This window comes from Methanobrevibacter sp., assembly GCF_017410345.1.
Taxonomy (GTDB): domain Archaea; phylum Methanobacteriota; class Methanobacteria; order Methanobacteriales; family Methanobacteriaceae; genus Methanobrevibacter.
In genome coordinates, this window is record NZ_JAFQQZ010000017.1 from 41862 (window position 1) to 65568 (window position 23707).

A 23707-nucleotide genomic window follows, 5' to 3' on the forward strand; every position below is an offset into this window, starting at 1 on the left:
AATATAATTTATAAGCTATAATTTCTTTATTTCTAAAACTGATAGCTATGTGTGCGTTTTGCTATAGTTTTCTTGTATTTATTATAGTTTGCCTATATTATTTTCACATCATTGGATTCATAAATTGAATTTCAATGATTACAGCATTAATTGAATCAATCACAGACAATATTTGATTAATGCATTTAATTAGATTCTATACTTATATTCTATTTTGTATAGGAGTTTTGATTGCTATTATATGGTCATTTTATCGTATAATTTTAGTATTTTGAATCTGAATTAAGCTTAATCACCTTGGTTTGGATGTTAGTTTGAATTTTTGAATATAATAGTAAATCGCAGCGGTGGACTTCTATCTGATGGAATTAATTATTTTAATCTTATTATTTATTCAAAAAGACGTTTGTCGTAAAAAATGAAGAGGAAGAATAAATATGCCAGGACTTTTTGCAGCTAAAAAGCTTAAAAAGAATAGACAAAATTTTAAATGGAAAGACGTAGACTACAAAAGAAGAGCATTACGTTTAGATGTAAAAGCAGACCCTCTTGAAGGGGCACCTCAAGCTAGAGGAATCGTTATCGAAAAAGTAGGAATTGAAGCAAAGCAACCTAACTCTGCTATTCGTAAATGTGTTCGTGTTCAATTGATCAAAAACGGTAAACAATTAACTGCATTCGCACCAGGTGACGGTGCAATCGGTTTTATCGATGAGCACGATGAAGTTATGATTGAAGGTATCGGTGGACCATCTGGAAGATCCATGGGTGACATTCCAGGAGTTCGTTGGAAAGTAAGTAAAGTTAACAATGTTGCTTTATCCGAAATGGTAAGCGGAAAAATTGATAAACCAGTAAGATAATTGAGGTAATTTTTATGGCTAAATTATTTGATAAATGGGACCTTGATGAAGTAGAAGTGGAAGACTTAGGTTTAAAAAGATACATCTGCTTAGATGAAACCATCGTTCCTCATACTTTAGGTAGACATGTAAAAAGACAATTTGCAAAATCCAAAGTTTCCATTGTGGAAAGATTAATGAACAAGATCATGAGAACCCAAAGAAACTCTGGTAAAAAGAACAAAGCTTACAATATTGTAAAGGAAGCTTTTGAGATTATTAACAAAAGAACCAAAAAGAACCCTGTTCAAGTTTTGGTAACTGCTATAGAAAACACTTCCCCACGTGAAGAAACCACCCGTATCAAATACGGTGGTATCGGTTACCAAGTAGCTGTAGACATTTCTCCACAAAGAAGAGTTGACCTTTCTTTAGGATTCTTGACTAGAGGAACTTTACAATCCGCATTCAAAAACAGAAAATCTGTAGCTGAATGTTTGGCAAATGAATTGATCTTTGCTTCTGAAGAAGATACAAGAAGTTTCGCTATACAGAAAAAAGAAGAAAAAGAAAGAGTTGCAAAAGCAGCACACTAATTTTAGTGTTTTTAATAATTATAGAATTAATCAGAATTTTCTTTTTAATTTCTTTTTTAAATTTTTAAAAAAGTCTTTTAATCAAATTCTGTTTAATTTTTATATTTTTTATATTTTTTAATTTAAAAGACATAATATTGACTAAAATATAGACAAATAATAAACTAATGTTTATAGGTGATGATTTTGAGTAGACGAGACAAAATGATTGCAAAAATCAAAGAATTGATGTATCAACCTACAAATATCAGAAACATCGGTATTTGTGCACACATTGACCACGGAAAGACTACCTTATCCGACAACCTCTTGGCAGGTGCGGGAATGATTTCCGAAGAGCTTGCTGGAGATCAAAGATTCTTGGATTTTGACGAACAAGAACAAGCTCGTGGTATTACCATTGACGCTGCAAACGTATCTATGGTACACGAATACCATGGTGACGAATATCTTATTAACTTAATTGACACTCCTGGTCACGTTGACTTCGGTGGAGACGTAACTCGTGCAATGAGAGCTGTAGACGGTGCAGTAGTAGTTGTATGTGCAGTTGAAGGTATCATGCCTCAAACTGAAACTGTACTCAGACAAGCTTTAAGAGAAAAAGTTAAACCAGTATTGTTCATTAACAAAGTAGACAGATTAATCAACGAAGTAAAATTAGGACCAGAAGAATTGGCAAACAAATTTATCGGCATCATCAATGAAGCTAACAAATTAATCACTAAAATGGCTCCTAAAGACAAAAAGGACGAATGGCTTGTAAAAGTGGATGACGGTAGTGTAGCATTCGGTTCAGCATACCACAATTGGGCTATCAACATTCCTATGATGCAAGAAACCGGAATCAACTTCAAAGACATCATTGATTACTGTAATGATGAAAACCAAAAGGAATTAGCTAAAAAAGTACCTTTAGCTGATGTATTATTAGGTATGGTAGTAGAACACTTACCTTCTCCTGAAGTTTCCCAACAATACAGATGTCCTAACATTTGGGATGGAGACATTGAAAGTGAAGCTGGTCAAACCATGATTCACACTAGTCCTGACGGACCTTTAGCTGTAATGGTCACTAACGTATCTGTAGACAAGCACGCTGGTGAAGTAGCTACCGGTAGAGTATATGGTGGTACTGTAGAACAAGGTACTGAAGTGTTCTTGGTAGGAGGTCAAGCCAGATCAAGAGTACAGCAAGTAGGTGTTTTCTTCGGTCCTGAAAGAGTTCCTACCGAAAAGGTTCCTGCTGGTAACATTGTTTACATTACCGGTGCAAAAGGAGCTACCGCAGGTGAAACCATCTGTTCCCCTGAAAACAAGATTGTAGAGTTCGAAGGAATCGAACACATCTCCGAACCTGTAGTTACTGTAGCTGTAGAAGCTAAAAACACTAAGGACTTACCAAAACTCATTGAAGTATTAAGACAAACTGCAAAAGAAGACCCTACAATTCACGTTAACATTAACGAAGAAACCGGTGAACACTTAGTTTCCGGTATGGGGGAGCTTCACTTGGAAGTTATCGGTGTAAGAATCAACAACAAAGGTGTAGATATCAACACTTCCGAACCTATTGTTGTATACAGAGAAACCGTTGCAGGAAAAACTGCAAATCCTGTAGAAGGTAAATCCCCTAACAAGCATAACAGATTATACCTTGAAGTTGCACCTTTAGAGGATTCAATATTCGCAGCATTGCAAAACGGTGACATCAAGGAAGGTAAGATCAAAGATAAGGAAGAAGCTCAAAAATTCATTGAACATGGCCTTGACAAGGAAGAGGCTAGAAGAGTATGGGATGTTTACAACAAATCCTTATTCATCAACATGACTCGTGGTATTCAATACTTAGATGAAATCAAAGAGCTTGTCATTGAAGGTTTCGAATCTGCACTTGAAGAAGGACCGGTTGCAAACGAGATTGCAATGGGTATGAAATTCACTCTTGTAGATGCAAAACTTCACGAAGACGCAGTTCACAGAGGGCCTGCTCAAATTTTACCTGCTATCCGTAACGCTATTAAGGGTGGTATGATGATGGCTGACCCTACATTGCTTGAACCTGTTCAAAAGGTTTTCATTAACACCCCAACTGACTACATGGGATCAGTTACCAAGGAAATCTTGAATAGAAGAGGTCAAATCATCGACATGCCAACTGAAGGTGACATGGTAAACGTTGAAGCTAAAGTGCCTGTAGCTGAAATGTTTGGTTTTGCTGGTGAAATCAGATCTGCAACTCAAGGTAGATGTTTATGGTCTACTGAAAACTCTGGTTTCGAAAGATTACCAAGAGAATTGCAAAGTCAAATTATCAGACAAATCAGAGAAAGAAAAGGATTATCTCCAGAACCATTTGGTCCTGACCACTACTTAGGATAATCTAAGTAGCAATTAGGATAATCTTTTATCTTAATTTATTTGATCTGTTTTTATTTTAAACATTAGGAATTCATTTTCCTAATCTTTAATATTTTTTATTATATTTTTCATTAATTTCATTCATAATTTTTTTATAATTTTTTTAGTTATTTTCATATTAAAAAAATAGTATATATAATCATATAGTTTATATATAATAAAAAATAAAATAATATACATATAGTTGAGTATTCATATATTACATGTGATTTATTTTATATTGCATGTAATTGTTACCATGTAATTTTTACATGTAAGTTAGAATAGATCATGTTGGTATAGGTAATGAAAAATGAATTTACTTTATCTATTAATATTCAACAAATTAAATAACTTAACAAATAATAATACTTAATTATATACTTAACTTATATACAATTTATAAAAAGAGGTTTTTATAATGGCAAAAGAAAAAGAACATTTAAATTTAGCATTTATTGGACACGTTGACCACGGTAAATCCACTTTAGTAGGACACTTATTATTAAAAGCTGGTGCAATCGCTGAACAACAATTAGATGAAGGTGAAGACAAATTCAGATTTGTTATGGACAAATTAGGAGAAGAAAGAGAAAGAGGAGTAACCATTGACTTAGCTCACCAAAAATTCTCCACCAACAAATACGACTACACTGTAGTAGACTGTCCTGGACACAGAGACTTCGTTAAAAACATGATTACTGGTGCATCCCAAGCTGACGCAGCTGTATTAGTAGTAGCTGCTAACGACGGTGTAATGCCACAAACCAAAGAACACATGTTCTTATCCATGACTTTAGGTATCAAACAATTAATCATCGCAATCAACAAAATGGATATGGTTGATTACAGCGAAGACAGATACAACGAAGTAAAAGACGAAGTATCCGACTTACTCAGATCCATCGGTAGAGACCCTGCAGCAACTCCTTTCATCCCTATGTCTGCATTTGAAGGAGACAACATCAAAGAATTATCTGACAACATGTCATGGTACAAAGGTAGTCCATTAATGGATGAATTAGACAAATTAGTACCACCTGAAAAACCTGTAGACTTACCATTAAGAATTCCTATTCAAGACGTATACTCCATCACTGGTGTAGGTACCGTACCTGTAGGAAGAGTAGAAACTGGTATCATGAAACAAGGAGACAACGTTATCTTTGAACCTGCTGGAGTTTCCGGTGAAGTAAAATCTATCGAAATGCACCACGAAACTTTCCCTGAAGCTGAACCTGGTGACAACATCGGTTTCAACGTAAGAGGTGTAGGTAAAAACGATATCAGAAGAGGAGACGTAGCTGGACATGCTACTGATGCTCCAACCGTAGCTAAAGAATTTACTGCACAAGTTGTTGTATTACAACACCCTGGTGTAATCACCGTTGGATACACCCCTGTATTCCACTGTCACACCTCACAAACTGCATGTACTTTCTTAGACTTAACTTCCAAACTCGACCCTGCTACCGGTCAACCTGAAGCAACCAAACCTGACTTCATTAAAACTGGTGACGCAGCTATTGTACAAATTAAACCAACTAAACCTATGGTTATGGAAGAAGCTGCAAACATCCCTCCAATGGGAAGATTCGCTATCAGAGATATGGGTCAAACCGTAGCAGCTGGTTTATGTCTTAAAGTAACTGACAAAAAATAAGATCAATGATTAATTTTTAATTAAATTATTCATTTTTTATTTTTTTTAGTTTTATTTTTGTAAATTTATTAGGGAATGCATTTTGCTTTTTCTAATAAATCAAATCTTTATTTTTTAGGTTTTAAATAATCAATTATTTTAAATCTATAGTATGTTTTAATCTAGTAATCTAGTTTAATCATATTTTAGATTTAACTAGATTATTAACCTGTTTAAGGAGGATTAAAATGAATCAAGCTAGAATTAAACTTACAGGTACCGATCCTGAAAAAATCAATTATGTCTGTGACCAGTTAAAGAAGATTTCCGAAAGAACTGGTGTAGATATTTCTGGCCCTATTCCATTACCTACTAAAAAATTAGTCGTACCAACTAGAAAATCTCCAGACGGAGAAGGAAAAGCTACTTGGGAAAAATGGGAACTTCGTATCCACAAACGTTTAATTGGAATTGGCGCTGATGAAAGAGCTATGAGACAAATTATGAAAGTAAGCGTTCCTGATAACGTAAGTATTGAAATTGAACTTAAATAATTAAGCTTTATTTTTTAGCTTTCTTAATAATTAAGTATAATTATGATCTGAAATCTTTCAGTTCATTAAACTTTCATACTTTTTATTTTAGATTTTTATTTGATATTAAATTGGATTACCCTAAATTATTTTTATAGATTTTATAATTTTCATATGCCGAGATAGTCTAGCCTGGTAAGGCGCGGGACTTGAAATCCCGTGGGGTAATCTCCGCCTGGGTTCAAATCCCAGTCTCGGCGTTTACTACTTTTCCAAACTTTTATGATAAAAGTTTGATTAATTTTTTTATTTTTTTATTTTCTAATTTTTTGATTTCATTTTTTTGAAAAGTTTGATTTAAATTTTTTCATTATTCATTTTTCATTTTCAGATTTTTTTATTTTTAATTTTTTTATAATTGAAAAAATTTTTAAATTTTACATTTTCAGATTTTTATGAAATTTTTTCAAAATTTTCACTAAAAATACAATTTTTCAATCAAATTTTTTAAGTCAAAAATTTATCACAGTTTAATTAATTAAAACTTTCATTAAAATGATACTTATTAGAAAACTTTTAAATTAATTGTATCTACTTTTAATTTAATTAATATTATGTGTAGATTAGTATTTTTGAAAAGAGTATAGATGTATCCACTTAGTAAAATTTACTAATTTATTAAAAAAAGTTTAAAATTAATTATATTTTGATGATTCCTGGTGAGTAAAAAAAAGTATTGATGGTGGTAAATCCTGATGGATAAAATTAAATTAATTTAAAAAATTAATACTAATAATTTTTTAAATATCTAAGCTTTTTTTGCAATCAAGGTTAAAAGTGCAATGACAATAATGAAACCTACAATCATTACAATTGCAAAAGATGAAAGTCCGCTTAAAATATCTGCTACTAAATTCATAATATTCCTCCTTAAAAAAATCAATAATTAATTTAATAATTATAATTTTACTTAATAATATTTTATTTAATATACTATTTATAATTTTTTTAAAATTCATGAAGTTTTAGAAATTTAAAACTGACCGTCTACAATTCTATTGGCAATCTTATCTGTAACTAAGATCATTGCAGAAACAATGATTATCAAGATCCAATCGAAGACTCCGATAGCACAGGTCTTGAAGATTGTCTGCAGGAATGGAACATAGATAACAAGAACCTGCAATACGAATGATCCGATAAGGGACAGCCAAAGCATGGTGTTTCTAAGTTTTGAGCTTGACCTGTAATTCAATGCATTGAACAGCTGATACAGTACGAATACTGTAAATGCAACGGTAATCGCTTTGGTCTTCACATCCGCTCCACCATTCATCAATTCAAATATGAACAGTCCTAAGGTACCTATTGTCATGACAATTCCGGATATTGTTATTTTTATTAGAGTTTTCCTGTCAATCAATTCCCCTTTTTCAGGAGGCCTTCTCATTATGTCCTCTTCAGGACCTTCTAATCCTAAGGATTGTGCCGGAGGTCCATCCATGATAATATTGATCCATAAAAGTTGGATTGGAGTGAATGGAGTTGGTATGGGGAGCAATGATCCTATTGTAATGGTCAGTATTGCACCGATGTTTGTTGACAATTGGAATTTCAGGAATCTCTTTATGTTATCAAAGATGGTTCTGCCTTCCTTGATTGAAGAGACTATTGTGGCAAAGTTGTCATCTCTTATGATCATGTCTGCAGATTCCTTAGTCATATCTGTGCCGCTGCCCATAGCCACTCCTATGGAAGCCTTTTTAAGTGCTGGCGCATCGTTTACACCATCACCGGTCATTGATACGATTTCACCATGGTTTTGAAGAACTTCAATGATTCTTCTTTTCTGTTCTGGATATACTCTTGCATAGACTCTAATGTCCTTTGCAATTTCATTGTATTCCTCATCACTTAAGTCTTCCAGTTCCTGGCCTGTTAGGACCTTTTTATGTTTCTGATTATCTTCATTGCTAAAGAGTTTAGGGAGAATGCCTAATTCCTTAGCTATTGCAGTTGCAGTATCCTTATGGTCTCCTGTAATCATGACCACATTGATTCCTGCATTTTGACAGTCTGTTATAGCTTCAGATACTTCAGCTCTTGGAGGATCCATTATTCCAAGAAGTCCAGTAAATACCAAATCCTTTTCAAAGGTTTCCCCATGGTGCTTGTTTTGTGAATATGTTTTATGTGTTTGGGAATCTTCATTCTCAAATTCCCTATTGTCCAATTCTAGAATGTTCTCATATTCCTCTTTATTTATTCTCTTGTAGGCAAGAGCTATAACCCTTAATGAGGAATTTGCCATTCTATCGATTTCAGTTTGAATATCCTTTTTGGTGTAGCTGTCAAAATGGTTTTCATGGCCATAAAAGTCAATTTTTTCTGACATGTCCAAGATTAATTCAGGTGCACCTTTTGTTAGAATGTAATAGTTTTTATTTAATTCATCTTCATCTTTCTCACTGTAGATAACTGTCATTCGCTTCCTGTTGCTGTCAAAAGGTATTTCATATTCCTTTTCGAGATTTCTATTTGATATGAGGCTTTTAAAACCGTTATCCATTGCAAAGTAATGTGATGCCAAATCGGTAGGATTGCCTATCAATTCATCATCTTCGTATCTTACTCCATTACAAAGACCTGCAATTAATGTGGAATATTCTTGATTGGTTAGAAAATCTTTTCTCACACTCATCTTATTTTCGGTTAAGGTACCTGTTTTGTCTGTGCAGATGTAAGTACAAGATCCTAAAGTTTCTACAGAAGACAATCTTTTAACGATTGCATTGGATTTTGCCATCTTTTGCATTCCTAATGCCAAAGTCAATGTCAGAACTGCAGGAAGCCCTTCAGGAATAGCTGCAACAGCCAGTGAAACTGCAGTCATAAAGCTTTCAAGAATATCTGTAGCTTGGAAGAAGTTTATAAAGAATACGAAAATACAAATGATGATGGAAATTATTCCAATCTTCTTGCCTAATTTTCCCACTTTAATTGTTAAAGGAGTCTCTTCAGCATCTTCCTGAATCATTTTAGCTATTCTGCCTATGCTTGTTTCCATTCCAGTAGCTATTACAACTCCTGTTCCTTTTCCGAAAATCACATTGGAATTCATGGATAGGAGTTTGCTTTGAATGTTTTCCTCTTTAGAATATTTTTGAATATCCTTAATTTTTTCAGAAAAGTCTTTGATGTTTTCATAATTTGTGTCCTTTTTAACTAAAGTGGATTCCCCGGTCAATGAGGACTCATCCACTCCCAAGTCATAGGATTCTATTAAAATCAGATCAGCAGGGACTTTATCTCCCTCTTCAAGGATTACAATGTCTCCAATTGCAAGCCTTTCACTTGGAATCCTTTTAAGGGCGTTGTCCCTTTTGACATGCGCATCTGTATGGACCAGGCTTTTAAGCTTTTCCATAGCGTTTTCAGCACGATACTCTTGGATAAAACCGATTATTGAGTTGATTATGACAACCACAACTATAACGAATGCATCCAGATGATTTCCAATCATATAGCTTGCTATAGCTGCAATAATAAGCATGAATATTAAAACATCTAAAAATTGTGAAAAGAATAACTTTAAAGGACTATCCCTCTTTTGCTCTTTAAGCTTGTTCAGGCCATACTTTTCCAATCGAGCATTGGCCTCAGCACTATTAAGCCCTTCCTTTTGAGTGGAGTACTGTTTCAATATTTCTTCTATCAAGATAATCCCCAAGTTTCTAAATGATTAAAAATAGTTTGAATTTATATTATAAATAAAATATTAGTAAATTTATATCTTTAATTTATTTTATTTAAACATTTAACATTTAATATTTAACATTTATTGTGCATCTCTTATTTTTCGTAAATGTAGAATGAAGCCCGATTGTAGTTCTTCAGTTTCATTTTTTTGGTTTTCATATTCAAATCCTCATTGAATAAAGGCTTGATGATTAATGTTGCATCAACTTCATCCCTTATTTTCATGATTGCTTCCTGCAATTCTGCAGGAGGCCTGATTGAAAACAGTATGTCTGCATCCTTATAGGTATCCATATTCGGATTAAAGACATCATCCCTAATGATATTCTCATTTGCAGGGTCAATGTCTGTCATTATGACGTCAATCTTTTCATCCTTGCTTAAATTATTGGAGATTGTTTGGAACTTTCCCGCTCCAATTTCAACTATTTTAGTTTTCTTTCCAGTTTTCTCGCTGTTTTCAATAGCTAATTTGAGAATATATTCCTCTAGATCATTCCACATTTTTATTCCTTTTTGTTTTTGCTTTATAGATATATTTATTCTTTTATAATTTAATATCTTCTTTTTTATCTTATTCTTTTTATTATTAGAAATCTTTTTAAAAGAGAAAATTAAATAATATTAATAGTAAATTTGCAATTAAAAAAATATTATTTTTTATTTAATTTATTTTTGGGTTTTTATATGTTTATTCGTGAATTTGTCCCTTCCGATTTGGGAAGGGTCTATCAGATTGAAGTGGAGTCCTTTTCCACACCTTATGATATAAATATCCTTCACCAATTATATGAAATAGGAACCGGATTTCTTGTAGCTGTTGAAGATGGTGAAATCGTAGGATATATTATCTTTTGGGTAAAAGAAGAGGGTTTAGGGCATATAATCGCTCTTGCAGTCGATAGGAAATTCCGCCGTCAGCATATAGCTACCCGATTGCTTATGATGGCCATAAGCATATTCAAGAATATTGAAATTCATAGGATCACTTTAGAGGTAAAGTCACATAATGATGCTGCAGTCAGATTTTATCAGAAATTCGGATTTGAGATTGATAGGAAGGTCCCTAATTATTATGAGGATGGATCCGATGCTTATGTCATGTTATTCAACACAGGTAAAATAAGTAATTAAGAACAATTTGGCCATATTTTTTATTCTTTGCTTTTAGTTAAATCCAGTTTATAGTTAAGACTGTTCTCTTTTTTCTTTAGTTAAATCCAGTTTATAGCTAAGATTGTTCTCTTTTTTCAATTCATTTAACTCTTTATTGATTCTGATGTACTCCTTTTCAACTTCCAATAATGAAGTAACTAATCCTTCCCTATAGCTGTTGACCTTTTTGGTATCCAATAGGAACTTCTGTTGGGTATAAGGCTTTGAGTTGATTATATTGGAAATTTCAATATCCTCCAATTCTATATTGATTTCCAACTTATTCCTTAGCCTTTCAAGGTCTTCTACTGTTTTTGGAATATTTTCAATGTCATGGATGTAAATTAAATTTTTAGCGGATCTCAATTCATCCAAGTTCCTATCCTCATAGGCTTCCTTGGAACTGTAAAATAAGTTTTCCTCATAGATTGTAGGTTCAAGGAGCAAATCAGGATGAATTTTTCTAATGCAATCCTTATAAAGTTCATGCAATTCCTTGAAGTCCTGCTTTTTGCTTAAATTGTTCTTATGCTCTTCAATCAGAATGTTAACCTTTGCAGTCTCAGTCTGCAATTCCAAATCTTCCTCACTGAACTCATTTTCAATATGGCTTTCAATTTCACCCATATTGATTTTCGGCTTATTGATTTTGGTTTGGTTGATCTTTTTTTGATTCTCTTCCAAATCTGCAGTGTCCTTATTGAATTGATTGGCTGATTGCTTTTCAATCATCTTTTTAAGGAGTTCGATTGTTCTTTTTGTCTTTTTGATTCTGAGCTTGTAATCCTTGATTTTGTATTTGTAAACTCCAAATTTCAATGAATAGTCTGTTTCAATCTCTCTGCAAGTAAAATTGATTAGATGGTCTTCTTCAAAGAGTTTGCTGGCTAGAATCTCCTTTAAATAGCTTATCTCATCATTTAAACTATTCATATATTCCTCATTTTCCTTTGTTTTTTGAGCTTCTGTCATTTTCAAAATCCCTGATTCTAATTGCTGTTTTCACTTATCTGCGTCTTTTTTGCTGTTTGTTCAATCTCTTAGGAGGCCTGCCTTGTCTTCTTCTGCCTCTTCCTCTTTCCATCTCTCTTTCAATTTCTCTTTGCCTTCTTTTCCTGTTTCTTCTTTGTTTTCTTCTTCTAATCCTTCTTTTTATTCTTTTTATTATGCTTCTGATTATTAATAAGATTACGATTATTCCAAGGATTATGATTCCTATTGGCAATAGCTCATGGAATAGGTCGCTGTTGTATTTGTGGAATTCCATTTCAGATGGGAAATTCATATTGCTTGCACTTGTGTCATCCTGTGTAAGCAGTGCAAAATTATAGACCAGATCGTAATATCCTATGCTTGCACCTTCATAATTGATGGAATCAGGTGCCTTTCCATTCTCATTCATATAGTCTACAACAATATCCGCCATATTGTAATAGTCATTGAATGAATATTCTCCTTTGGTGAAGCTTGAATATTCTTGAGGATTGTCCGGCGCTCCAAATTCTCCAGGAACTTCCAAGCCGTATCCGCTTATGTATGAGGCGCTCATATACAATAATTGCTGTGTAGTGTAGGAACCGTATGAATCCTGCATATCCATTCCGTATCCGGCAACGATTTTCTGGGAATCTTCCGCCAAGTATTTAGGGTCTAGTTTGTGATAGACTATTAAATCAGTATCCAACTGTTTGTTGTTGTCCATTCCAGCATAAACTGATTTGATGATTTCATCTGCAATGTATTCGTTCACATTGTCGCTGTCATATGCGATTATTCCTTTGTAGCAATCGTCTGGATATTGCTGTGCTGGTTGGATTAAGGTTATTCCAGCGTCATTCAGGAATTTTCCAGGGCTTTTCACTGATGCAAATGTGTAATGGGACCAATTGTCATCATAGGATCTTCTAAGGAAATTGATATTGTACAGGTCAAGTGTCCCTGCATTCACATAGATGATTTTCTTGCTTACCTTAGTGGAGTAATCTGCAAGGTCAACTAAGTTTCCTGCGCAAGCCCCGGCTATTGTAACTGCCACATCACATCTTGCAGCCATTACCCGTGTCCCTTCTCCGGGATTTGAAGCCGAATCATCAACCACTACAATGATGTCTCCATTGGTCTTTGATTCGATTCTTTCCTTGATATCATTTAATCTGGCGAAATCCGCATCATGCTCATGCAGATTGTCTGAAGTCAGGAATACAGTGGTTGCATCTGCACTTTCAGCAAATATTGGGCTTAAGATTATCAATGATAAAAGCAATAATGGAATAATCTTTTTCATAGTCTTATCTCGTTTGATTGCAATTTAATTGTTTATAAAATAATTTTTAAATTTTAAATAAATGTTTAATAAAAGATGGATCTTGTTTAAATTTCTTCATCGTCTTCTTCAAGAACCCATTTGATGGTATCCAATCTTATGTCGTTTGTCCAGATCATTGCATGAATCTGGTTTTTTGCTTCAGCATTTCCTTCAATGGATGCCTCTTCATATCTTTCATTCAATTCTTCAGCTCTTTTTTCAAATTTTTCAAGCAAGTCACGAACTTGGCTTTCAGAGCTTACTAATGTGCTTGTCAACATGATTGATTGCAATTCGGAACCTGCAAGGATTACTTTAAGTTCATTTGTAAGGTCATCTTCCTCTGCCCTTAATCCTGCAATCTTATCATTCAGCAATTCGATTTTTTCTCCAATTTCCTCTTGTGTTTTCATTCTATAATCTCCAAAAATATGATTTTAATTTTTATGTTTTTTGTTTTAGTTGGGTAAATCTAATTTCAATCTTCTAAAAAATTATTTTTCCATATCCCAATTCACTGGTTTTTTCTTTCGTCTTCCCCATTTGGTTGTTTTCCACATTCCAGTGTTCCTATTGGTCATGCCTTCCCTTAAGTCTATTCTATCTTCAGGCAAGTCATTTGGATTTATTTCCTTTTTTTCAGTTAAATTAGCGCCGCATTGGCTGCAAAACTTAGCATTGATATCATAAAGCTTTGCCCCACATTTCGGACAAAATTGGTTCATTATTTCACCTTCAGTTATTAAATATAATTCGAATATAATACAAATATAATTAAATTATTATTTTAATCGCTTTTATAGATATCTATAAATATTAGGAAATAATATTTTATTATGTAATTGTTATTGATTATCAATGAAAGTTTATCAATAAAATCTGATTATATTTTAATGAGGGTGATAGAATGGCTGATGACATTATAGAAATTGACGATTATGAAGTGAAGGACAAGCAGATTATAGAAACTGATGATGAAGATGATTATCAAGGCCAAAATGATGGTCAAAGGGAATATGGCAATCAAGGTGGATTCAATGGGTATTATAAATCTATCTCATTAGATAACACCTCCCTATTGATTGTCGGTATGGTTGCTATAGTTTTGATGGCTATTTTCATAATGACTTTTGATTAATTATTCGTGTTTAATTATTAGATTGTTAATTATTATTTTAGTTATTGATATAAATGTTTGATTTAGCTAATTTATTTAAAAGATTTTCATTTGAGAAAAACGATAGGAGATTTAGAATCTATAATCTTATCATTTTGATTATGGCATTGTCTCTTTATCTATTGAATAATCATTTTCTCCATGATCTGAATTGGTTTTTCATGTTCCATTTCAATGACTTTCTAGCCATTGTTGTCTTGTTAAGCTTTTTGAATATTGTTTATCCATATAAGCTGACAAATCTCTGGCTGATAATTCTTGTAACCATTTTAGCATCATTCGTATGGGAATATGTGGCATTGTTCATTAAGGCAGGGGCAATATTTGACTTTGCTGATATTCTTTGCTACTTTGGATCGATGGTGATTTATCTGATCATATTGTATTTGATTGAAGGAAAAATCAATGTTTCAATTTAAGTTTATTGTTATTGTTTATTGACTGTGGTATTATGGAAAATAATTCAAGTTACTCTCCGGAATCCAGATATCTTCTTAATTTCTCTTTTTCACAAAAGAGATTAAGCTCTAAGGAGGATGATTATAGTGTGGATTCCCAAGCCTTTTCAAAGTCCTGCATGAGTTCCAATGTGATATCTGAAACCTCTTTGGAAGAGGATCATATTTTATTGAAAAGGAAATCTTTGCTCCAACGTAAATCCAAGGGTTCTTTGAAGATATTTTACTCTGAAATAATTGATTTAAAACTTAATAAATCCAATTTATCTTCACTGTATTCATCTATAGTGATTGTTTATTCAAAAAATGGTTATACAAAGCATTTGATTGCCTTAAGCAGTTCCGATGGATTTGCTGTAAGATGGTTCTATGATGAATTGGTTGTAAGATATTCCATGGTCAAATCCAATTTGAATAAGCCAGACATTATCAAATCCAATGAAGAGAATTATTTGGAGGGAAATGAAGACAATTCAAAAGGATTTGATAAATTGGATGATTTCATGAATCAGATGAATACTGAGGTTTCAGAGAAAAGAAAAAGGGAGATTTCAAAGCAAATGAAATTTGACAGATGTTCCAGTGGGGAATATTGATTGTTTTGATTAGTTTCTAATCCTAAATTTTAACTCTTTTGAAGTTGCTATTTTTCTTTATTTAATCATAATTTCTTACTCTTTTTTATCAAATTTTTAACTATTTTTTTATTAATTTTCATTCCATTTTTATTAACAATTTAACTATTTTTAAACTATTTTTTTTAAAATTATCATTTTAATAGATAAGTTAAAATATTTTGTTTAATAAACATTATATTATAATGTTTAGTTTAAATTCTATGAATTTTCTCTAAAAATTTTAATGAAAATATGATTTATAGAATAATTTAAATTAAATAAATTACATAAATAATTAAGGTAAATTAATTTAGCAAAAAGCATGATTTTCTTAATGGAAAATTGGCTTGAAATGCTATTTGATTTGATGATTATTTTTATATTAAATACAATGAATTATATGGTGAAAATTATGGGAAATGAAGCAAAATTAGCTTTAGAAGACGGAACTGTTTTAAAAGGTGAAGCCTTCGGTTATGAAACTGTAACTGTAGGTGAGCTTGCTTTCTCAACCGGTATGTCCGGTTATACCGAAGCGCTGACTGACCCTTCCTTTAAAGGACAGATTTTGATGTCCACTTATCCTTTGGAGGGTAACTATGGAGTTAGCGAAGATTGGTATCAATCCGATAAGGTGCAGGTTGAAGGTTTTGTAGTGAGAGAGGCTTGTAAAAAGCTATCCAATTTCGGTACTAAAAAGACTTTGGACGATTTCTTGAAAGAATTCAAGGTCCCTGGAATTGAAGATATCGATACAAGAGACTTGACTTTGAAGATTCGTGAAAAAGGATCCCTTAAGGCAGCACTCGCTACCGAAGAGATTGATGATGATGAGCTTGTGGCACGTGCTCAGGAACATAAAAGCATTGTGGATTTGGACTTGGTTCCTTTAGTGTCCACTCCTGAAGTCAAGACTTTTGGAGACTTTGACAAGACCGTAGCCATTATTGATTGTGGCGTTAAGAAGAATATCATCAACTGTTTCCTTGAAAACGGTGTTGGCGTTGCTTTATTCCCTTACAATACTGATTATCAAACCATCTTGGATTATGGCGTAAATGGACTTATGGTTTCACCTGGTCCTGGAAACCCTGAAAGATTGACTGATACCATTGCAAATGTGGAAAAATTAATCAACAAATTCCCAGTATTCGGTATTTGCATGGGACAGCATGTAATCGCAAAGGCATTCGGTGCAACTACCTATAAAATGAAATTCGGTCACAGGGGAGCAAATCAGCCAGTAAAGGATTTGCAATCTGGAAAAGTGTTCATCACTTCCCAAAATCACGGATTTGCCATTGATCCGGATTCCCTAAAGGGAACCGACTTGGAACTCACTCAAATCAACTTGAATGATGGTACTCCAGAAGGATTTGCACATAAGGAATTGCCTCTTCGAACAATTCAATACCACCCTGAATCCGGACCTGGTCCAAACGATACAAGGGATTTGTTTGAAGAGTTTGGAAAATTGATTAAGGAGTACTAAGATTTGAATTTCATTGTATTTAATTGATTATAAAATTATAAAATTTAAATTTAAAATTATAATGGCTTTTGAAATTATAAGATTTAAAAGTTTCATGGATTAAGATTATTAAAATCATAAAATTACTAATAATGTGGAATAAGAGAGGATAAAATGCCTGTTGATGAGGATATTAATAAAGTGCTTATAATTGGTTCTGGACCTATTCAGATTGGTCAGGCTGCTGAGTTTGACTACTCTGGTTCCCAAGCGTGCAAATCACTTAGGGAAGAGGGTTTGGAAACTGTTCTTGTAAACAGCAATCCTGCTACCATCCAAACTGATATGGATATGGCAGACACTGTTTACACTGAACCGTTGACTGCAGAACTTGTTGCTCAAATTATAGAAAAAGAGAAAATTGACGCTATTTTGCCTACCATGGGTGGACAAACCGGTTTGAACATTGCAACGGAACTTGGAAAGTTAGGCCTTCTTGAAGGCATAAAGGTAATTGGTTCTGACGTTCAGACCATTGCAGATGTGGAAGACAGAGATCTGTTCGCTAACTTTATGGATAGATTGGATGAACCTATCCCTAAATGTCATGCGGTGGAATCTGTTGAAGAGGCTTTGGAAGCCGTTGAGGAAATCGGCTATCCTGTCATTGTCCGTCCTGCTTTTACCTTAGGTGGTACCGGTGGAGGAATAGCTCACAACAAGCAGGAACTTATAGATGTTACCACTCATGGGCTTGACATGAGTTACATCAACCAAGTATTGATTGACGAATCCGTTTTAGGATGGAAGGAAATCGAATTTGAGGTCATGAGAGACAAGAACGATACCTGTATCATTGTATGTAACATGGAAAATGTGGACCCTATGGGTATACATACAGGAGACAGTATTGTAGTTGCTCCTATCCAAAACTTGAATGATGAAGTGTGTCAAAGATTAAGGGACGCTTCCATAAAGATCATCAGAAACTTGGGAATCAATGGTGGATGTAACATCCAATTTGCATTGAATCCTGAAACTAATGAATACAAAATCATTGAAGTAAACCCTCGTGTAAGCAGAAGCAGTGCACTTGCATCTAAGGCAACCGGTTATCCTATCGCAAAGATCTCTTCAAAAGTGGCACTTGGCCTTACTTTAGATGAAATCAGAAACGACATCACCAAGGAAACTCCTGCTTCCTTTGAACCTTCCATTGACTATATCGTTGTTAAAATCCCAAGATGGCCATTTGACAAGTTCAAAGGCATTGACAGAAAGATTGGAGTTCAAATGAAAGCAACCGGTGAGGTAATGGCTATTGGTAGAACCTATGAAGAGGCCATTCAAAAGGCTATTCGCTCCTTGGATATCGGATTGCACGGATTCGAGTATTTGGAGTACACAGAAGACAATTTAGCAAATCCTACCGATGAAAGACTATTCCACATGTACTCTGCTATTAAGGATGGAAGAAGTGTTGAGGAACTTGCAGAACTTTCAAAAATGGACGCATTCTTCCTTTACAAGATTGAAAACATAGTAGAGTTTGAAAATCAGGTAACAAAAGAAGCACTTGAAGATGAAAAATTCCTCCTAAAGGCTAAAAAATTAGGATTCTCCAATTTCACCCTTGCAAAACTCGCAGGCATTGAAGAGAAGGATGTCAAGGCACTTCTCGACAAGTTTGACATTAAGCCATCCTACAAGATGGTAGATACCTGTGCAGCAGAGTTTGAAGCAAAAACCCCATATTATTACAGCAGTTATGACAGCGGAAACGAACTCATCAAGACAGACAATAAGAAAATCTTGATTATCGGTGCAGGTCCAATCAGAATCGGACAAGGTATTGAGTTCGATTACTGCTGTGTGCATTCCTCTCTCGCATTGAAAGACTTAGGAATCGAAACAATCCTTGTAAACAACAACCCAGAAACCGTAAGTACTGACTATGACATTTCAGATGAATTGTTCTTCGAGCCATTGACCTTTGAGGACATCATGGGAATAATTGAACAGGTTGAACCTGAGGGGGTCATTGTTCAATTCGGTGGCCAGACATCAATCAACCTATCTGTTCCTCTTGCAGAGGCAGGGGTTAAGATCTTAGGTACCCCATATGAAAGCATTGATAGGGTAGAGGATAGGGAAAGATTCACTGAAGTATTGAATGACTTGCATATTAATCAGGCACCTTATGGTTTGGCAAATTCATTTGATGAAGCTCGTGAAGCCGCAGAGAGAATTGGTTTCCCAGTTCTCGTACGTCCATCATATGTTATCGGCGGAAGGGCAATGGAAATCGTTTACTGTGTGGAAGAGTTGGAAGAATATATGAAAGAGGCTGTAAAGGTTTCACCGGAACACCCAATTCTTGTAGACAAGTTCCTGGAAGATGCAGTTGAGCTTGATGTAGACCTTTTATGTGACGGTGAAGACGTATTCATTGCAGGTATCATGGAGCACATTGAAGAAGCTGGTGTTCACTCCGGTGACTCCGCATGTGTAATACCTCCTCAAACCATTCCAGAGCATTTGCTTCAAGTGATCAGAGAAAATACAAGAAAACTCGCTTTGGAATTGGATGTCATTGGACTCATGAACATTCAATATGCAGTTAAATTGGATGAGGAAAGGGTATACATCATCGAGGCAAACCCAAGGGCAAGTAGAACCGTTCCATTTGTAAGTAAAGCCATTGGTGTTCCTCTTGCAAAAGTTGCAACCTCCTTGATGATGGGTGCAAAGCTCAAGGACTTCAATTTGACTAAGGAAATCAAAATCAATCACGTAGCTGTAAAAGAGTCTGTTTTCCCATTCTTGAAATTGACAGAATCCGACAGTATATTAGGTCCTGAAATGAAATCCACCGGTGAAAGTATCGGTATAGATGAGAACTTCGGCCTTGCCTTCTACAAGTCACAGCTTTCAGCAGGAATGGACTTGCCTAAGGAAGGAAATCTCCTGATCAGTGTAAGGGAACAGGACCAAAAGAAAATCCAGCCGATTGCTGAAAAGGCTCATGCCTTAGGATTTAACATATATGCTACAAAAGGTACAGCAAATGCAATCTTTGATGTTCCTATTACAAGAATCAAGAAAGTATCCCAAGGAACTCCTAACATTAAGGAAGCCATCTTGGATGGAAAGATTGATATGATCATCAACACTCCTCATGGTGAACAGGCTTCCAAGGACGGCTATACCATCAGACGTTTGGCTGTAGAGCTTGGAATTCCTTATGTGACCACTTTAGCAGGAGCAAGAGCTGCCTTAAATGCGATTGAAGCTGTTAAAGACAGTGATTTGAAGGTCAAATCATTGAATGATCATATAGCAAATATCTAAAAATAGGGATTTTCTCTATTTTTCATTTTTTTATTATTTTTTTTAATTTTACGAATTATTATAATTTAAAATTACTTTTATGTTGGTGTAAAAATGCCTTTTAAAATTGACAGTGCGATAATGAAATTAGATTCTGAAACCGGAAAATACGATTTGGTTGATCCAGAAGGAAAATTCAATAAGAAAGATGCCTTAATGGTAGTTGAAAGTGATGACTTCATTACCATGCAATTGTTAGTCAATGCAATTATCAGAAACGATTTTAAAGCATGGAGAGAAGTTAAGTGGGACGATGCTGACAGTCTTAAAGCTATTTTAGTCAAGTTAGGTTATAGCAGGGACGAAATCGTCGAATTGCTTAAGGAATTTTAATTTTTAATAGAATTTTGTTTTATTTTTCTATTTAACTATTTTTTATTTATTTTTAATCTCATTTCTCTATTTTTTCTATTTTAATATCTGATAAGTCATTTTCTTCAATTGGTTAATGCTTATTTCAGTAAACAATTATTATAATCAGTTTTATATAATAAGAACAATAAAGTCTTAATTAGATTTAAATAAATAGATGTGATTGCTATGACTAAATTAGGTATGGGAATGATGAGGCTTCCCCTTCTTGATGAAAACGATTTCAAAAGCATTGATTATGATGAAGTGAATAAGATGGTTGATTTGTATATGGAAAGCGGATTCAACCATTTTGACACTGCATTCGTTTATCATGAAGGCATTGGGGAAGAAAGTTTAAGAAAGGCAGTTGTTGAAAGGTATCCTAGGGATTCCTTCACCGTTTCAACTAAATTGCCATTATTTGTTATCACAGAGGAATCACAATTGGAACCTCTGTTCAATCAGCAATTGGAAAATTGCGGTCTTGATTACTTTGATTATTATCTACTGCATAATGTAAGCGGATTTACTGAAAACGCTTGGAAAAATGTTGACTTGTATTCATTTGTCCAAAAGAAGAAGGAAGAAGGATTCATAAGGCATATTGGATTATCAACACATGGAAATGCTGAATTTTTAGATGGCCTTTTAAGCAAGCATCCTGAATTGGAATTTGTATTGCTTCAGATAAACTATCTTGACTGGGAAGATGAGGCAATCGAATCACGCAAATGCCTGGAGGTTGCAAGAAAACATAATGTGAAAGTCATGATTATGGAACCGTTTAAAGGCGGATTCTTGGCAGATGTTCCTGAAGAGGCGGAAAAGCTTATGAAGGATTATAATCCTGACAAGTCCGTTGTTTCATGGGCAATTAGATTTGTAGCCAATCTAGATAATGTATGCCTTGTTTTCACAGGTGCAAGCAACAGCCAGCAGCTTGAAGAGAATATTAGGGAATTCAAAAATGCAGATCCATTGAATGATGAGGAGCTTAAGCTTCTTGAAGAGGTTTCTGAAATCATCAATAACAACATTACTGTAGACTGCACCAAATGCAGATACTGTGTTGACAATTGCTCAAGCAATATCGATATAGCAAAGCTCTTTGATATCTATAATAAGCATAAGCTGCTTGATACAGATGAGTGGACTCCTCATGGAAACGCTTATTTGAATTATTCAAAGCTTCCTGATGTTGGAATAGCATCTGACTGCACTGATTGTGAAATCTGCATTGAAGGATGTCCACAGAAAATCAACATTCCAGAAGTCTTGAAGGATGTTGCAAAAACCTTTGAAACTGGAATTTATGGATTTGAGAATGAGTAATTGGATTATTCTTTAAAATAAATTTTTCTTTTTTAATTTACTTATTTCTCATTATTTTACTTTTTTTACTTTTTTACTATTTTTTCTAATATTTTTTCAATTTTTTTATATTTTTAAATTTTTTTTATAAAAATAGCATTTTTTAAAGAAGTGGTTTGATTTTAATTATTTTAAAATCGAATCTCAAAAAAAAAGAAAAGGATTCCAGCTTAAAGCTGGAAGATATTACAGTACTGATTCGGCTTCTTTCTTGCCATTGAACTTATCAACGTCTACAGACTTATTTCCAAATGAAACGATTATTGTACAAATCGCATCACCTGTCACATTAACTGCAGATCTGATCATATCAAGTATATGGTCTATTCCCATGATTATGGCTATTGCATCTGTTGGCAATCCTACGGAAGCAAATACCATGTTTAAGGTCACCAATCCCACTGATGGAATACCTGCGGTTCCAACTGAAGCCATAACTGCGGTAAATATCACTGTAAGCAATGCAGTCAATCCCAAGTCAATTCCATATGCCTGCGCTGCAAACATGACCACAACACCTTGCATTATTGCTGTTCCATCCATATTGATTGTAGCTCCTAATGGTATGGTAAATGATGAGACATCCTTGGAGACTCCGATTTCGCTTAATTTATCCAAGGTCAATGGAATGGTTGCATTAGATGATGATGAGGAAAATGCGAATAGCATTACAGAGAAGAATTTCCTAAAGAACCTTATTGGATTCAATCTTGTAAAGGCAACAAGCAATGTCGGATAAACGATAAATGCCTGCACCGCCAAAGCCAGAAGGACGCATGCAACATATTTGCTTAAAGGCATCAATCCATCGAATCCTAATGTGGCGAATGTCTTTGCGATTAGACAGAAAACCCCTATCGGTGCAAATTTCATGACTATATTGGTCATTTCCATCATGATTGTATTCCCTTCAGTAAAGATCCTATTGACGATTTCTGTCTCATCCCTTAATTTGGCGAGGATATATCCTACAATTATTGCAAAGATGATTACAGGCAACATGTCTCCATTTGCCAATGAATTTAAGGGATTATCTGGAATCATGTCTAAAATGGCGCTGGTCACTGTCGCATTGGTAGTGACATTTGAAGGGTCTGCAAGGCCTGTCATATGCAAGCCAACTCCAGGTTGAATCATTCCTGATATTAGAATGGCTATTGAAACTGCCAATGCAGTGGTTATAAGATAGATGCAAATAACCTTTCCACCAATTGTACCAATCTTTTTAATGTCTGAAATGGAGGTTACCCCTACAATGATGGAACAGAAAACAAGTGGAACAACCAGCATCTTCATCAGTTTAATAAATAGATTTCCGCCTAGATAGAAGACATTGTCTATTAAGATAACGTTTTTGATAAATGGGTTGCTAACATAAAAATTCAGTATTAATCCTACAATCATACCCAGTATCATTGCGATTAGGATCCAATTGCCCAGGCTGATTTCCTTAAGTCTGTTTAACATATAATCGCCACAATAATTCAATGTATAAATATATGTGGCTTAAATATATTAATCTTTTTTTAATTGGAATAAGTTTTTCATTAACTGGCAAAATGAATAAAAAAAGTAAAAATATATGAAAAATAACTAAAATAGAGAGAATAACAAGAATAAGAAAAAAAATAAAAAAA

The 23707-nt window shown here is 34.1% G+C and carries 20 protein-coding genes and 1 tRNA gene; 14 read left to right on the forward strand and 7 right to left on the reverse strand.

Annotation, left to right across the window (positions count from 1 at the left end; all coding sequences use genetic code 11):
• Nucleotides 1-437: 437 nt before the first annotated feature.
• The 6 genes from IJE13_RS01935 to IJE13_RS01960 all read left to right on the forward strand — a co-directional run bounded on the left by IJE13_RS01935 (nucleotide 438) and on the right by IJE13_RS01960 (nucleotide 6273).
• Entirely contained in the window at nucleotides 438-863 is a 426-nt protein-coding gene (locus tag IJE13_RS01935) for a 30S ribosomal protein S12 (RefSeq protein WP_067147408.1), read from the forward strand.
• A gap of 14 nt (nucleotides 864-877) precedes the next feature.
• Nucleotides 878-1438, forward strand: a complete 561-nt coding sequence (locus IJE13_RS01940) for a 30S ribosomal protein S7 (RefSeq protein WP_292776404.1) — start codon at nucleotides 878-880, stop codon at nucleotides 1436-1438.
• A gap of 186 nt (nucleotides 1439-1624) precedes the next feature.
• Complete coding sequence (locus IJE13_RS01945; protein ID WP_292776406.1) at nucleotides 1625-3820, forward strand: elongation factor EF-2; 2196 nt, start codon at nucleotides 1625-1627, stop codon at nucleotides 3818-3820.
• 439 nt (nucleotides 3821-4259) lie between these two features.
• Nucleotides 4260-5501, forward strand: coding sequence for a translation elongation factor EF-1 subunit alpha (tuf, locus tag IJE13_RS01950; protein ID WP_292776408.1), 1242 nt, complete (start codon nucleotides 4260-4262; stop codon nucleotides 5499-5501).
• A gap of 227 nt (nucleotides 5502-5728) precedes the next feature.
• On the forward strand, nucleotides 5729-6034 hold the full coding sequence (gene rpsJ / locus IJE13_RS01955) for a 30S ribosomal protein S10 (RefSeq protein ID WP_292776411.1): 306 nt from the start codon (nucleotides 5729-5731) through the stop codon (nucleotides 6032-6034).
• A gap of 155 nt (nucleotides 6035-6189) precedes the next feature.
• Nucleotides 6190-6273 (forward strand) — tRNA-Ser (locus IJE13_RS01960).
• 773 nt (nucleotides 6274-7046) lie between these two features.
• On the opposite strand, the gene IJE13_RS01965 is transcribed toward IJE13_RS01960, so the two are convergent.
• Together IJE13_RS01965 and IJE13_RS01970 are read right to left on the reverse strand one after the other, a co-directional pair.
• Nucleotides 7047-9728, reverse strand: coding sequence for a cation-transporting P-type ATPase (locus IJE13_RS01965; RefSeq protein ID WP_292776448.1), 2682 nt, complete (start codon nucleotides 9726-9728; stop codon nucleotides 7047-7049).
• Nucleotides 9729-9865: 137 nt separating this feature from the next.
• On the reverse strand, nucleotides 9866-10276 hold the full coding sequence (locus tag IJE13_RS01970; RefSeq protein ID WP_292776413.1) for a UPF0146 family protein: 411 nt from the start codon (nucleotides 10274-10276) through the stop codon (nucleotides 9866-9868).
• Nucleotides 10277-10459: 183 nt separating this feature from the next.
• On the opposite strand from IJE13_RS01970, the gene rimI reads away from it, so the two are divergent.
• Nucleotides 10460-10906, forward strand: coding sequence for a ribosomal protein S18-alanine N-acetyltransferase (rimI, locus tag IJE13_RS01975; protein WP_292776415.1), 447 nt, complete (start codon nucleotides 10460-10462; stop codon nucleotides 10904-10906).
• Nucleotides 10907-10960: 54 nt separating this feature from the next.
• Here rimI and IJE13_RS01980 read toward each other — a convergent pair whose 3' ends face one another.
• From IJE13_RS01980 to IJE13_RS01995, 4 genes are all read right to left on the reverse strand, one after another.
• Complete coding sequence (locus IJE13_RS01980) at nucleotides 10961-11899, reverse strand: hypothetical protein (protein WP_292776417.1); 939 nt, start codon at nucleotides 11897-11899, stop codon at nucleotides 10961-10963.
• A gap of 34 nt (nucleotides 11900-11933) precedes the next feature.
• Complete coding sequence (locus tag IJE13_RS01985; protein ID WP_292776419.1) at nucleotides 11934-13211, reverse strand: adhesin; 1278 nt, start codon at nucleotides 13209-13211, stop codon at nucleotides 11934-11936.
• Nucleotides 13212-13297: 86 nt separating this feature from the next.
• Nucleotides 13298-13645: a hypothetical protein gene (locus tag IJE13_RS01990; RefSeq protein ID WP_292776422.1), complete on the reverse strand. Its 348-nt coding sequence runs from the start codon at nucleotides 13643-13645 to the stop codon at nucleotides 13298-13300.
• A gap of 81 nt (nucleotides 13646-13726) precedes the next feature.
• The gene (locus IJE13_RS01995; RefSeq protein ID WP_292776424.1) at nucleotides 13727-13957 is read right to left on the reverse strand and encodes a zinc ribbon domain-containing protein; all 231 of its coding nucleotides are present in this window, start codon (nucleotides 13955-13957) and stop codon (nucleotides 13727-13729) included.
• Nucleotides 13958-14139: 182 nt separating this feature from the next.
• Between IJE13_RS01995 and IJE13_RS02000 the strand changes: the two genes are divergently transcribed.
• The 7 genes from IJE13_RS02000 (at nucleotide 14140) to IJE13_RS02030 (ending at nucleotide 22031) form a co-directional block, all read left to right on the forward strand.
• The gene (locus tag IJE13_RS02000; RefSeq protein ID WP_292776427.1) at nucleotides 14140-14370 is read left to right on the forward strand and encodes a hypothetical protein; all 231 of its coding nucleotides are present in this window, start codon (nucleotides 14140-14142) and stop codon (nucleotides 14368-14370) included.
• Between the two features lie 53 nt (nucleotides 14371-14423).
• On the forward strand, nucleotides 14424-14828 hold the full coding sequence (locus IJE13_RS02005; RefSeq protein ID WP_292776429.1) for a hypothetical protein: 405 nt from the start codon (nucleotides 14424-14426) through the stop codon (nucleotides 14826-14828).
• 32 nt (nucleotides 14829-14860) lie between these two features.
• Complete coding sequence (locus IJE13_RS02010) at nucleotides 14861-15463, forward strand: hypothetical protein (protein ID WP_292776432.1); 603 nt, start codon at nucleotides 14861-14863, stop codon at nucleotides 15461-15463.
• 421 nt (nucleotides 15464-15884) lie between these two features.
• The gene (gene carA, locus IJE13_RS02015; protein WP_292776433.1) at nucleotides 15885-16976 is read left to right on the forward strand and encodes a glutamine-hydrolyzing carbamoyl-phosphate synthase small subunit; all 1092 of its coding nucleotides are present in this window, start codon (nucleotides 15885-15887) and stop codon (nucleotides 16974-16976) included.
• Between the two features lie 153 nt (nucleotides 16977-17129).
• The gene (gene carB / locus IJE13_RS02020) at nucleotides 17130-20306 is read left to right on the forward strand and encodes a carbamoyl-phosphate synthase large subunit (protein ID WP_292776435.1); all 3177 of its coding nucleotides are present in this window, start codon (nucleotides 17130-17132) and stop codon (nucleotides 20304-20306) included.
• Between the two features lie 93 nt (nucleotides 20307-20399).
• Complete coding sequence (locus tag IJE13_RS02025) at nucleotides 20400-20678, forward strand: hypothetical protein (RefSeq protein WP_292776437.1); 279 nt, start codon at nucleotides 20400-20402, stop codon at nucleotides 20676-20678.
• 207 nt (nucleotides 20679-20885) lie between these two features.
• Entirely contained in the window at nucleotides 20886-22031 is a 1146-nt protein-coding gene (locus IJE13_RS02030) for an aldo/keto reductase (RefSeq protein ID WP_292776440.1), read from the forward strand.
• Nucleotides 22032-22256: 225 nt separating this feature from the next.
• Here the strand turns inward: IJE13_RS02030 and IJE13_RS02035 are convergent, their stop codons facing one another.
• Nucleotides 22257-23537, reverse strand: a complete 1281-nt coding sequence (locus tag IJE13_RS02035; RefSeq protein ID WP_292776442.1) for a dicarboxylate/amino acid:cation symporter — start codon at nucleotides 23535-23537, stop codon at nucleotides 22257-22259.
• Between the last annotated feature and the right edge of the window lie 170 nt (nucleotides 23538-23707).